The following is a 13,172-nucleotide window of genomic DNA, read 5'->3' as shown; positions in this document are numbered from 1 at the left end:
TGAATAAATGAAGGACTATTTCTATACAATTTCTAAAGGTGGTGAAGGTTTTTACAAGGAGAAAGGAAGTAAATTCATTGGTTTGGCTTGTCGAGTTAGAGATGAAGAGGAAGTGAAAGAAAAACTAGAGGAAGTAAAAAAGCAGTATTATGATGGACGACATCATTGCTATGCTTACATTTTATCAAAAGATAAACTAAGAGCCAACGATGATGGAGAGCCTAATCATTCGGCAGGTGATCCTATTTTGGGGCAAATTAAATCAAAAAACTTAACGGAAGTTTTAATAGTGGTAGTTCGCTATTTCGGTGGTACAAAATTAGGAGTTCCGGGCTTAATTAATGCCTATAAAACAGCGGCTTTCGAAGCATTGGAAGCCTCGAAAATAATGGAAGTTACCATTGAAGAGATTTATGATATTCAATATGGGTATGAGATCACAAATGAAGTAATGCGCTTAATTTCTGAGTTTGAGGCTGATATCAAACATCAAGAATTTACTGAAAACTGTTCTGCTACTTTAGGCATTAAACAATCTCTAAAAGAAAAATTTGAAGAAGAAGCAAGCAAAATTGAAGGATTAATGTTTGAATCCCAATCGGAGCAAGAGTAGAGCAAACTTAATATTTCACTCCTATTTTCTTATATATAAAATGCATTAACCAAGCTGGGCCGATTAACAAAAACTGCAAGTCTTTCAGAAAAGAAGGCTTTTTGCCTTCAATTTTATGTCCCCAGAACTGACCAATCCAAGCTAAGAAAAATACGATTAATGCTATTCCCCATAAAGGAAGGAAATTCAATTGGTCTGCCCAACGAGCAACAGCAATGCATAGAACCGCAAATGCCACCATTCCAAAAGAAAGCGGTATGGACAGACTGATATAATAAATTAAGACTATTCCTAAAACAACTACAGCCCAATTATCAAAATAGCCAACTCCAAATGCATAAGTCAACATATCATTAGGAATGGAATATAAAAGTGCGACCACACTCCAAAAAATCAAAGGGACACAAATCCAATGCACCATTTTATTGGTCTTATTTTTATGACTTGCTCCGTATTCTTCTAATAAAGCATCTATTCTTCTCATGTTTCTAAAATAGATAATTTTATTTTAGGAATCAATAAGTGTCTATTAACAACACATATTTAAGTGAAAATTTCTAAAAGCATTTGAAAAATAGTAGCATTTTAAAAAAAGCTTATTACATTTGCCCTTACATGAACAACAGAACAACACATATCTTATTAAAGCAAAATGCTTCTCAGGCATTTCATGCTGTTCATGTATTCCATCATTCCTCGTTTTAAGAGGAATAAATTCACTATATCGTCCTACGCAGGTATCTGCATGTAAAATTTATTTAAGGAAAATCGTTAAACATTTCCTTAGAAAATCTCTTAGTTAAATACTATTTTTAAAAATCAAAAATCAAAGATGAATACATTAAAAATTGCCATACAAAAGTCAGGTCGTTTAAGCGAAGACTCACTCAAATTAATTAAAGAATGCGGTATAAAATTCAGCAATGGAAAAGGCAAACTGAAAGCTGTTGCAGATAATTTCCCACTTGAATTTCTTTTCTTGAGAGATGACGATATTCCAGGATATGTAGAAGATGGAGTTGCTGATTTGGGAATAGTGGGAGAAAACGTTTTGGTGGAATATGAAAAAAATGTAAAACTTGTCAAGAAATTAGGCTTCTCGAAATGCAGACTTTCTATTGGAGTTGACCGAAACTGGGATTACAAAAATATCAAAGAACTCGATGGAAAAAGCATTGCTACCTCCTACCCTAAAATTTTAGGTAACTATTTAAAACAAAACAACATCAATGCAGAGATCCATGAAATCAGTGGTTCTGTTGAAATTGCGCCTAGCATTGGTTTAGCTGACGCTGTTTGCGACATCGTAAGCTCTGGAAGTACTTTATTGAGTAATGGATTAAAAGAAGCTGACGTCATCATGCGCTCTGAAGCAGTGTTGGTTTCTGGCAATAATTTATCCGCAGAACAAGAGAAAATTTTAAACCAGCTACTATTCAGGATGGAAGCCGTTCAAGCTGGTAAAAACAATAAATACATTTTATTAAACGCTCCTAACGAGTCTATTGATGAAATAATAAGTTTACTGCCTGGCATGAAAAGTCCAACTGTTTTGCCATTGGCGATGGAGGGCTGGAGTTCTTTACATTCTGTAGTAAAAGAAGATGAATTTTGGGAAGTAATTGAAAAACTTAAAAAAGCCGGAGCTCAAGGAATATTAGTAGCTCCAATTGAAAAAATGATTGTTTGAAAATCTATTGGGGAATAAAGTCTGTCAGGTATATTTAATACATGTACTGGTTGGTGTGCCACCGACCACGGAAACTGACCATGGTTGGTGGCACACCAACCATTTTAAAACTCGAAATCTGATAGGGTTAGTGCGATTATAAATAATTGCTTGATTAAAAAAATTATGAAGGATTATACATATCCCAAAAGAGAGAGTTGGGAAAAATTATTGAAAAGACCTACTGAATCACTTTCTGACATCAGGAAAGTAGTACAGCCCATCATGGAAGAAGTTCAAAGCAATGGCGATCAGGCATTAAAAGCCTATACCAAGAAGTTTGATGGGATTGAACTAGGAAAACTATTGGTGACTCGCGAGGAAATTAAGACAGCTTCTTCAAAAGTTTCTGATGAACTAAAGGAATCAATCAAAATTGCGCACGATAACATTTTCAAATTTCATGCAGCTCAAAAAATTGCTCCATTGAAAATTGAAACAATGCCAGGTGTCATTTGCGAAAGAAAATCCGTAGCCATTCCTAAGGTAGGCCTTTACATTCCTGGTGGTACTGCTCCACTTTTCAGCACAGTATTAATGTTGGCAATTCCTGCGAAAATAGCTGGTTGTAAAGAAATAGTTTTATGCAGTCCTCCTAATAAGGAAGGAAATATCCATCCTGCCATATTGTATGCAGCTGAGGTAGCAGGAATCACACAAATTTTTAAAGTCGGGGGTGCTCAAGCAATTGCGGCATTGGCTTATGGTACAGAGAGCATTCCCAAAGTTGACAAAATATTTGGACCAGGAAATCAGTACGTAACTGCTGCCAAACAACTGGCAAGTCTTGAAGCTGTTGCGATTGATATGCCAGCCGGCCCTTCTGAAGTGTTAGTTTATGCAGATGAGGATGCAGATCCTGCCTTTATTTCTGCCGATTTACTTTCTCAAGCAGAACATGGGGTAGATAGTCAAGTGATTTTTGTCACTACTTCAACTGAAATGTTAAATGCTCTACAAAAAGAAATTTATCACCAGTTAAGCGAATTACCTCGGTGGGAAATAGCAGATAGATGTTTGCAGAATAGTGCTGTATTTATTCTAAAGGATGAAAAAGAATGCATTGACTTAATCAATTTGTATGCTCCTGAACATTTGATTTTATTATCGAAAAATGCTAGAAATATTGCAGACAAAATTGAAAATGCTGGTTCTATATTTTTAGGTTATTACACACCCGAATCAGCTGGGGATTATGCATCAGGGACAAACCATACCCTACCCACCAATGGTGCTGCAAGAGCCTATAGTGGTGTATCTTTAGATAGTTTCGTCAAAAACATCACCTATCAGGAAATTACAGCCGAAGGACTTAAAAATTTAGGACCACATGTGGAAATAATGGCCGAGGCGGAGTCTTTAATCGCTCATAAAAATGCGGTTACTGTCCGATTGAACAAGTTGAAAAAATAAATGATTTGCTAGAATGAGCAATACTGTAAATTGGAAGGATTTAGTACTTCCTCATATATTAAATCTACAAGCCTATTCATCAGCTAGGGATGAATTTTCTGGAGATGCTAAAGTATTTCTTGATGCCAATGAAAATCCGTTTGATGAGGAACAGCAAAACTGGAATCGCTATCCTGATCCTTTGCAAATGGGAATCAAACAACAGCTTTCTAAGATAAAGGGCATAGCATCAGAAAATATATTCTTAGGGAATGGAAGTGATGAAGCTATTGATCTACTCTTCAGAATTTTCTGCAAAGGTGGAGATTCGAATGTGATAACCTGTCCTCCTACTTACGGAATGTACAAGGTGTCTTCCTCAATTCATAATGTAGCGAACATAGAAGTTCCCTTAACCAAAGATTTTCAACTTGATGTGGCTGCAATTTTAAAAGCTACTAATGAAAAAAGCAAAATGCTTTTTATATGTTCTCCTAATAACCCCACAGGAAATAGTTTAAGAAAGGATGATATTGAAACTTTACTTGAAAATTTTAGAGGAATAGTCATTATTGATGAAGCATATATAGACTTTTCTGCTCAAGAATCATTCATTCATAAATTGAAGAGTTATCCTAATCTAGTTGTATTACAAACTTTAAGTAAGGCTTGGGGAATGGCTTCTGCAAGATTAGGAATGGCTTTTGCAAATCCAGAATTAATCAATATTTTAAATAAAGTGAAACCTCCTTATAACATTAGTGGACCAAGCCAAAAACTGGTCGAAAAATCATTAAGGCAATCAGATGTATTTCTGCGTCAGATTAAAGGTATATTAGCAGAAAGAGATTCACTGAATCAACAGCTGCAAGATATACCAGGTGTTAAAAAAGTATTTGATACAGATGCAAACTTCATTTTAGTAAAAATAGATGAGGCGAAAACCATCTATAAAAAACTGATTAATAAGGGAATAGTAGTTCGGGATAGGTCAAATGTTAAACTATGCTATGATTGCCTAAGAATAACAGTTGGGACTTCAACAGAAAATAAAACCCTTATTTCAGCTCTTAGAGATATATCAATTTAACTCATTTATGATTTATCCTGTTAGTTGAGTTTTCAATTTCAGCAGTGCTGCCATACTAATACTATCGGTTATTTCCCCATCCATAACCATTTGAAAGGCTTCCTCTAACGGAAGCTTTTTAATTTTTAGATCTTCTGTTTCTTCAAACTGAGTATTTCCTTGAGTTAAGTCTTTTGCTATAAAAACAACTCCTCTTTCATCAGATACGGAATTACTAGTGTGAATTCTTAAAAATTCTTCCCAATGCTCGGCAATTAAACCCGTTTCTTCTTTCAATTCTCTTTTGGCTGCATCCAATTCCTTTTCTCCAATAGGGCATCCACCTTCGGGGATTTCCCAGCTATATTCATCCAATGGATAGCGATACTGCCCGACCAGCCAAGTATTTCCTTCATTATCTATAGGAACAATACCCACTGCCACATTTTTAAAATGCACTCTTCCATATATGCCCTTCTTACCGCTCGGATTGATGACATTATCTTCTTCAACCCTAATCCAAGGATTATCATATTGCATTTCTGTACTTAATAATTTCCACGGACTATTTGCCATCTCATTTGTTTTCATGGTAAAATAAAATGTTTAGATCAAATCAAGAAGAACCTGATGATAGTTAATTTAAATAATAAAATTACCCGAATTTAATATTATATTTTATGCCAACCGTCTATAGAAAACAATTGGCAGTCGAAATAAAATATTCTTATTATTATAAATACTTTCCTATTTAAGTATATTTATTCAAATTACTAATTATAAAAATATAGATTGAAAATTTCAATCCTTCATATCACAAAGTGTAAGCAGATACTATTAATATTTCTCATATTTATAGCATCAACAGCTTTATATTGTCAAGATAAAACTGCTTCAAGTGATTCAACTTTAAGTGATCTTTTAAAAAGATCTGAGGAAAGTTGGCACAGCAATATTCCTAAAGCACAAAAACTTGCAAAAGAAGCATTTTCGATGGTGAGTACCAAAACACCACCAGAACTGAGGGCAGAAGCTTTTACACAGTATGGCATATCATTTTACACGGATTTGAATTATGACAGTGCCATCCATTACTATGAAAAAGCCACTAAAATTGCCATTGACAATAATCTAGAAGTATACAAGTACTTGGCTACTACCACAACTGCAATGGAAAAAACTGGTAGGTTCATGGATGCCATTGAGATGCTGGAGAAAAGAATCAATAATGTTGAAACTAATGTTGTTGAATTATTCAATTTATTAATGTTTAAGCTTTCTGCTTCTACTTCTGTTGGGCTCACCGAAAAATCAGATTCCATTATTCATATTGCTGATTCACTAATTCTACAAATTGATTCAGAAAAAAGCCAACGCAGATTGAATAAGATGAAGGGAAAATATTACCATTTAACTGCCCAGTATCAAAAGTCGGATTCCATTTTCAAGGAGTTATTATATTATAATTCCACTGTTAACAATCAAATGAATATAGCAGAACTCTACTTATTATTGGCGCAAAATGCAATGGAGGTAAGTAACTATAATAAAAGTTCTGATTTACTTATTAAATCTCAAGCTATTTACGATAGCCTAGGTTATGAATTCGGACAAGCAAGCATTGATCTATTTACGGGCATGCTTTTGTCGTGGATGGGAAAATACAATGATGCTAGTGAATATATCTTCAAATCATTGGAAGTTTTTGAACAAAGTAATAACAGGAATGAAATAATGATAGCTTACTATGAATTAGGTTGGATATTTTATTCCATGCAAATGAATGATAGAGCGAAAAAATACTTGGATCAGTCATTAAGCATGGCTAAGAAAATTTACAACATCAAATATCTTGGAAATATACACAATACTTACGCTTCTTTATACTCTGATTTAGAAAAATTAGATTCAGCAATAATCCACTTTGATTCTTCAGTTCACTATCACGAAATCACCAAAAACATACGATCATTAAGCGCAGTTAAATTCAACAAAGCAATTGTACTTGAAAAATTAGGGAAGAAAAAGGCTGCTCTGGACTTATATCGCTATAGTTACAATGTGGATAAGAATCTACATAATGAAATTGGACTAGTGGTAGGAGAATGGGTATTAGGAGAATATTTTAGAAAAATCGGTAATTATGATTCTGCTATCTATTACTTTGAGTTAGGACAAAAAAGAGCTGAAAAATTAGGAGAAAAGAATTATCTACTGAAGATTTCTCAAAGTCAAGCTCAAATAGCCTCCAATAAAGGAGATTTTGAAAAATCTCACAGACTTTTACAAAAAGCATTAAAAATCCAAGAAGAGCTCTTTCAAGAAAACAAAACTTTAGAATTAGCTACTCTTGAAACTGCATATGACTTAAAAAGTAAAGAAAAAGAACTAGCGCTATTAAACCTTCAAAGGAAAAATAATGAACAAACTATAGCTATCAACAAAAAAACAATTGAATCTCAAAGAAATACACTCATTGTATTGGTAATTGGTATTCTAACTTTATTAATTCTCAGTTATATCATATTTAGATATCTGAAAATCAAGACAAAAACTAACCGGCAGCTAAGAGAGTTAAATTTTGAAATCCAAGAAAAGCAGGAAGAAATCATGGCTCAGTCAGAAGAACTGCAGGAAGCTAATGACCAGGTCAATCAATTAAATCAGTTTTTAGAAAAAAGGGTCAAAGAAAGAACCCTTGCTTTAGAAGATGCACTTTCTGAACTTGATCATTTTTTCTATAGGGCATCTCACGACTTTAGAGGGCCACTGACTACTTTAATGGGATTAGTCGGTATATCAAAAAGCTACAACCTGTCAGAAGAAGCCGGTCATCTGTTCAAACAAGTTAACTACACTGTCAAAAAACTCGACAGCATGGTTCAAAAGCTTCAAGCAGTTAGTTTTTTGGGAGATTTTGAAAATTTAAAAGCTCCACAAACTCTTGACCTAAAACTTGAAATCAAGAAAATTGCCAATGCGGTGATCGATAAGAAAGTCGATGATGGCGTAAACTATAATTGTGAACTCCAAATAGAGTGTGAAACTGAATCAATTCTATTTTACCCGGTTATACTGCAAATCTGTATCAGTAATCTAATTGAAAATAGTCTCGTTTTTAATAATTCTAACAAAATAGAGATTTTAGTTGAGGCAACCACAAAAGATGAACAACTTATATTAAGTGTCCATGACAATGGTATTGGAATATCGAAAGACTCTCAGGATGAAATCTTTAATATGTTTAAAAGAACCGCTCAAACATCCACTGGAAATGGTTTAGGATTATATTTAGTTAAAAAAGCAGTGGAGAAATTGGATGGCAAAATTCAATTAAAGAGTGACTCAAGAATAGGTAGCATTTTCACCCTTATATTTCCATTATCCCAAATAGAACCTGCATTCAATAATAAAAACAAAAAGGTATATACTCCTGAATGAGAAATAGGTCTTTCTATTCACAAAAACACTCAGCTGTTAAATTATATTATTTTCAGTTTCACTTTCATTCATTCAATGAAAGGAAAATAAATAAGCATTAAGATTACTAAAACAGTAATTAATCAGTATTTTTAGAATTGATTTAATCAGAATTCTTACAAAATGATAGAGTTAGCAAGCATTTTAGTATTGGGCGTATTTGCTCAATGGTTAGCATGGAAAATAAAACAGCCCGCAATCCTGCCACTTATTTTAATAGGACTTGTAGTTGGCCCATTTTCTACCTTCTTTACACCTGAGGGTAGTAAACTCATTGATGGTGACCAGATTTTTTCGGGTGATCTATTATTTTCATTTGTATCTCTTTCAGTAGGTGTAATACTTTTTGAAGGCGGTCTGACTCTTAATCTAAAAGAAGTAAGAACAGTAGCCAGTACAGTAAGAAACTTACTTATAGTAGGTGTCCTAATTACCTTTGTAGGAGGCACTATTGCAGCAGTTGCAATACTTGATTTAAGTTTGTCCATGGCACTTCTATTTGGTGGCTTAATCATAGTTTCTGGGCCTACCGTAGTGCTACCCATATTAAGAAATGTACGACCAAATGCAAAGGTTAACACCATCCTTAAGTGGGAGGGCATATTGATTGACCCATTAGGTGCTTTGATAGCAGTATTGGTTTATGAATTTATTAAGAGTTCATCCAATGGTGAGTATTATACTGTGGAAGCATTAAAAGATTTCTTTACTACCATTTCAGTTGGTTTCTTCATTGGAGGGTTTGGAGCAGTATTGATTTGGTATATCATCAGTAAAAATAAGATTCCAGATTATTTAAGGAATGTAATAACCTTAGGTACTGTAATTCTAGTTTTTTCAGTTTCTGATTTACTACAAAAGGAAGCTGGTCTATTAGCTACCACCATAATGGGAATTGTTTTAGCAAATATGAAACTAGATGATTTTAAAAAAATACTCTCATTTAAAGAAGATATAAGTCTTATCTTAGTTACCCTCCTATTTATTCTACTGTCGAGTAGAATTGATATTGCTCAAATTGAACAACTAGGAACTAGAAGTCTATTATTATTTGCTGTAGTAATTTTCATTCTCAGACCATTAGGTGTTTGGCTGAGTTCAATCGGGTCAACGCTTCGATGGCAAGAAAAATTATTTGTAGCATGGATTGGTCCTAGAGGTATCGTGGCAGCAGCAGTTGCTTCACTGTTTTCTTTGGATTTATTGAGTTCAGATACCACCAGTGCAGCCCTTAAATCAGAAGCAGAATTATTATTACCATTGGTTTTTCTAGTAATCGTAGGAACTGTTGTCATTCAAGGAACTAGTGCCAAATACGTTGGGAAATGGTTAGGTGTTTTGAGAAAAGAACCTCAAGGAGTTTTGTTTGTGGGAGCGAATGAAATAGCTAAGAAATTAGCTTTATTCCTTAAAAAAGAAGGTTTTTATGTTCTACTAGCTGATACAGCAAAACATAATGTAAATGAGGCTAGAAAGCTCAATTTGCAAGTATATGAAGGCAATATACTTTCGGAAGAAATATTTGAAGAAGTAGATTTATCACAAATTGGCAAGATGATGGCTGTCACCAGTAACTCAGGCATTAATTCGCTTGCTTTGAGTTGGTTTGACAATGAATTAGGGATGGAAAACACCTACAGAATTGTAAGCAAGGAAGAAGCTGAAAATGAGAATTTACCATTACCCAAAAATGTATTATTTAAATCAAGGTTAGACTATCTTAGCCTTAATCATCTTTTAAGACAAAATAGCGAGATATCAGAAGTTAAATTTTATGGGGAATCCGAATATGAAGAATTTTTGGAAGAAAAGGGAAAAACAATAATCCCTCTATTTATCATTACTTCTGAAAAGAAATTACACATCATTTCAGGCTATCCTGAAGAGGTGGGAAAAGATGATCGTTTAATTTTCTTGAAGAATAAAAACTATAATATGAGCAGCAACGAAAATGAATGATAGCAAGCTGTAAAGCAGGTATTTATAATATTCAGTAAGATTAATGTTTTTTTTTCTAAAAAACTTACGATATGCTTTCAAAACTAGGCCATTAGTTTTATATTGACGCTTTTAACAAAATAATAGGGAAAATTATGTTAGTATTAACAAGAGCAGAAGAACAAATCATGCATAAGCTATGGAGCTTGAAGAAAGCTTATGTAAAAGAAGTTTTAGAAACTTTGCCAGAACCCAAGCCAGCTTACAATACCGTAAGTACAATTATTCGAATACTAGAAAGAAAAGGAGTAGTTGGACATGAAAAAACAGGTAAAAGCTATTTGTATTATCCGTTACTAAAAAAGGATGAATACAAAAAGCAAAGCCTCAAAAAACTTATTCATGGCTATTTTGAAGGCTCATTTGCTAATATGGCTTCATTTTTTGCGAAAGAGGAAAACCTCAGTACCACTGAATTAGATGAAGTTATGAAGCATCTGAAAGATCAAAAATAGTCCATAATGGAAACCTTAATTTACATTTTAAAAGCCCATTTGTTGTTTTTGATTCTAGGGGGTATTTATCATTTTACTTTAAGAACTGAAAAAAGCTTCACCTTCAATCGTTTTTATCTTCTAGCAATATATGGGGTAAGTATTGTTGCCCCTTTGCTAGACTTTAAAATTTTTAACAACATAAAATTTCTTGAACCATCTCTATTAGATACTGCTACCTACAGTGCAGGAATGAGTAATTCTGCTAATACAGCAGCAAACAATTTAGTTACTTTTGAAGTAATTTTCCCGTGGATATACGGGTTTTTAGTTTCATTATCACTTCTATTTTTTTAATAAAATTTACAAAAAGTTATTACCAATTCAAACTGCTTTATCGCTTCGCAAGATTTGATTTCAAGCGAAAGATATATTGGGTTGAAGATGAAATCCCTCCCTTTACATTTCTAAACAAAACCTTGATTCCAAATACACTGAAGAATGATGAAAACAAAAATGTCATAATTAAACACGAAGAAGCTCATCGAAAAACATTCCATTTTTTTGATATTATCTGGGTAGAAATCTTATCATCAATCTTAATTTTCAATCCTTTTAACAAGAAAATCAAAAAATATATAGTTGAAAATCACGAGTTTTTAGCTGATGAATATGCATGCAAAGACACTCCAAAAACTAATTACGTTCAATTGCTAGTCCAGCAAACACTCAACTACAAGCAACTTCAATTTGTAAGCTATTTTGCGAAGCCTACCATCTTAAACAGGTTGAACATGTTGAGAAGTAACAAAAATTCAAAAAGTAAGCCTTTCTTAGTGGGGCTCAGTTTGGTTTTGATAAGTACTATATTTGCCTGCGACTTAAATCAATCAGAGGAAGTAGTCCTAAAACAGGAAAGCAATTCTATACCCACTAATGAAGTACTACAAAATGATGATATTGACGACACAAGAGTCTTAACCTTAGTTGAGGAACAGGCAAAGCCTAGAGGCGGAATTCATGAATTTTATAAAGCTATAAGTGATGATTTACAAGGAAACTATCCTGAACAAGCCATTCGTAATAGAATAGAAGGCGTGGTTTATATCCAGTTTGTGATTCAAAAGGATGGAAGCTTAAGTAACATGCAAGCCGTAAAGGGAATTGGTGGTGGCTGTGATGAATTAGCTATTCAAGTACTTAAAAACTACGGTGACTGGATTCCTGGTAAACAAAATGGAGAAAATGTTAATTCTAGAAGAGTTATCCCAATCAGGTTCGTTTTATAGGCAATTTGTAATTAAAAGGTACTTCCATAAAATTTAAGATATTAATTCATAATCATTTTAATTAGATTTGATTATATTTATTTATATCAATTAAATAATAAAATGAATTACGCTCTCAGCCTATTTTTTATACTGCTAACTCCCTTTACTTCGAAAATATCGCAACAAAATGAGCAACAAGAGATCTTACAGAGTGTTTTTGATATTGAAGAATTTCAAAAACACTTATCTTATTCCCCTCGGTTTGTCAGTACAAACTCTAGACAAGAAGTATTAATGATAGGCTTTCCTGCATTGGAGAATAAAGACATTACACTACAAGTACATGATAAATCTGTTCGAATTATTTCTGAAAGAGACTTAGACGATTTAGAGCATAAATTCATCATCAGGATTGATGAATTTATGCTTACAAAATCCACAGCGAAAGTGTTGTTATCTTATCAAAATTCGAGAATGTATTATGAAAAAGAACAAAAAATATTATTAGATGCGCAGCTGGAAAAAAATGCAGATGACGAGTGGTTTATAGAAAATTATAAATTACAAGAGGTCAGCATTAATACTTCCGATTAAGAATTTCAGCATAAACAATTGCTTTCTTAGCACTTTCAGGATCGGACAAGCCCTCTCTTATTTCTTGAGCAAATTGATTTTCATTTGATTGATCCTCAAACTCTTTGAACCTGTTGCTTTGGGTTGAAACTTTATCAATATTAACTAACTCATCAATACTTTTTAATTTCTCTCCTTTTTTATAAAGTTCTTTTAAAGTTTCATCAGCATTTTCATAATCTTCTTGGCTTACTTGCTGATGCATTGGACGTTCATCAACTTGCTCTGAAAGAGATTTAATCTCTTCACTTTCTCTTAGAATTTCATCACCACTTTGTGTCTCCTCTTCCTTCTCAAGATTTTCACCACTTAATTCTGCCAACAATTCTTCAAAAGATTTTGGTCTCTTTTTCTGATTTGAACTTTGTTCAGCTTGCTGAGAATCAGCTTTTTTCCTAGTGACAGGCTTTTTCTTTTTACCCCTTCCTTTAAATAGAAAGTATAAAATTGAAAGAACTATATATATGAGGATTTTGTAATCTTCCATAAAATAAAATTACGAAAACTTTAGATAAAAAAAGCTATCATTCGCTAATGAAAAAGTAAATCATTA

The 13,172-nt window shown here is 33.3% G+C and carries 13 protein-coding genes; 10 read left to right on the top strand and 3 right to left on the bottom strand.

All coding sequences use genetic code 11. The annotated features are described in order from the left end of the window. Positions 1-7 precede the first annotated feature (7 nt). A complete protein-coding gene (locus tag FTRAC_RS00420; RefSeq protein WP_013452246.1) occupies positions 8-613 on the top strand; it encodes an IMPACT family protein in 606 nt (201 codons plus the stop codon). A 7-nt stretch (positions 614-620) separates the two neighbouring features. Here FTRAC_RS00420 and FTRAC_RS00415 read toward each other — a convergent pair whose 3' ends face one another. Continuing rightward, positions 621-1,097 carry an Mpo1 family 2-hydroxy fatty acid dioxygenase gene (locus FTRAC_RS00415; RefSeq protein ID WP_013452245.1) on the bottom strand — a complete coding sequence of 159 codons (477 nt, stop codon included), beginning with the start codon at positions 1,095-1,097 and terminating at the stop codon, positions 621-623. A gap of 348 nt (positions 1,098-1,445) precedes the next feature. Between FTRAC_RS00415 and hisG the strand changes: the two genes are divergently transcribed. The 3 genes from hisG to hisC all read left to right on the top strand — a co-directional run bounded on the left by hisG (position 1,446) and on the right by hisC (position 4,824). After that, on the top strand, positions 1,446-2,303 hold the full coding sequence (gene hisG, locus FTRAC_RS00410; protein WP_013452244.1) for an ATP phosphoribosyltransferase: 858 nt from the start codon (positions 1,446-1,448) through the stop codon (positions 2,301-2,303). A gap of 165 nt (positions 2,304-2,468) precedes the next feature. Continuing rightward, positions 2,469-3,755 (top strand): histidinol dehydrogenase, encoded by a 1,287-nt coding sequence (hisD, locus tag FTRAC_RS00405; protein WP_013452243.1) that lies wholly within the window; start codon positions 2,469-2,471, stop codon positions 3,753-3,755. A 13-nt stretch (positions 3,756-3,768) separates the two neighbouring features. Beyond that, positions 3,769-4,824 carry a histidinol-phosphate transaminase gene (hisC, locus tag FTRAC_RS00400; RefSeq protein ID WP_013452242.1) on the top strand — a complete coding sequence of 352 codons (1,056 nt, stop codon included), beginning with the start codon at positions 3,769-3,771 and terminating at the stop codon, positions 4,822-4,824. A 12-nt stretch (positions 4,825-4,836) separates the two neighbouring features. Here the strand turns inward: hisC and FTRAC_RS00395 are convergent, their stop codons facing one another. Beyond that, positions 4,837-5,379, bottom strand: a complete 543-nt coding sequence (locus tag FTRAC_RS00395) for an NUDIX domain-containing protein (RefSeq protein WP_013452241.1) — start codon at positions 5,377-5,379, stop codon at positions 4,837-4,839. Positions 5,380-5,595: 216 nt separating this feature from the next. Here FTRAC_RS00395 and FTRAC_RS00390 point away from each other — a divergent pair, with 216 nt between their 5' ends. From FTRAC_RS00390 to FTRAC_RS00365, 6 genes are all read left to right on the top strand, one after another. After that, a complete protein-coding gene (locus FTRAC_RS00390) occupies positions 5,596-8,244 on the top strand; it encodes a tetratricopeptide repeat-containing sensor histidine kinase (protein WP_013452240.1) in 2,649 nt (882 codons plus the stop codon). 162 nt (positions 8,245-8,406) lie between these two features. Then, the gene (locus FTRAC_RS00385) at positions 8,407-10,242 is read left to right on the top strand and encodes a cation:proton antiporter (RefSeq protein ID WP_013452239.1); all 1,836 of its coding nucleotides are present in this window, start codon (positions 8,407-8,409) and stop codon (positions 10,240-10,242) included. Positions 10,243-10,376: 134 nt separating this feature from the next. Continuing rightward, a complete protein-coding gene (locus tag FTRAC_RS00380) occupies positions 10,377-10,736 on the top strand; it encodes a BlaI/MecI/CopY family transcriptional regulator (protein WP_013452238.1) in 360 nt (119 codons plus the stop codon). A 6-nt stretch (positions 10,737-10,742) separates the two neighbouring features. Continuing rightward, positions 10,743-11,072, top strand: coding sequence for a hypothetical protein (locus FTRAC_RS00375; protein WP_041649355.1), 330 nt, complete (start codon positions 10,743-10,745; stop codon positions 11,070-11,072). A 122-nt stretch (positions 11,073-11,194) separates the two neighbouring features. After that, on the top strand, positions 11,195-12,004 hold the full coding sequence (locus FTRAC_RS19025) for a M56 family metallopeptidase (RefSeq protein ID WP_148230021.1): 810 nt from the start codon (positions 11,195-11,197) through the stop codon (positions 12,002-12,004). 102 nt (positions 12,005-12,106) lie between these two features. Beyond that, the gene (locus FTRAC_RS00365; protein WP_013452237.1) at positions 12,107-12,580 is read left to right on the top strand and encodes a hypothetical protein; all 474 of its coding nucleotides are present in this window, start codon (positions 12,107-12,109) and stop codon (positions 12,578-12,580) included. On the opposite strand, the gene FTRAC_RS00360 is transcribed toward FTRAC_RS00365, so the two are convergent. Next, on the bottom strand, positions 12,564-13,106 hold the full coding sequence (locus tag FTRAC_RS00360; protein ID WP_013452236.1) for a hypothetical protein: 543 nt from the start codon (positions 13,104-13,106) through the stop codon (positions 12,564-12,566). The two genes, FTRAC_RS00365 and FTRAC_RS00360, sit on opposite strands and share 17 nt — an antisense overlap. Between the last annotated feature and the right edge of the window lie 66 nt (positions 13,107-13,172).

Source organism: Marivirga tractuosa DSM 4126 (assembly GCF_000183425.1).
Lineage (GTDB): Bacteria > Bacteroidota > Bacteroidia > Cytophagales > Cyclobacteriaceae > Marivirga > Marivirga tractuosa.
This window is presented reverse-complemented; position numbering and strand designations above follow the sequence as displayed.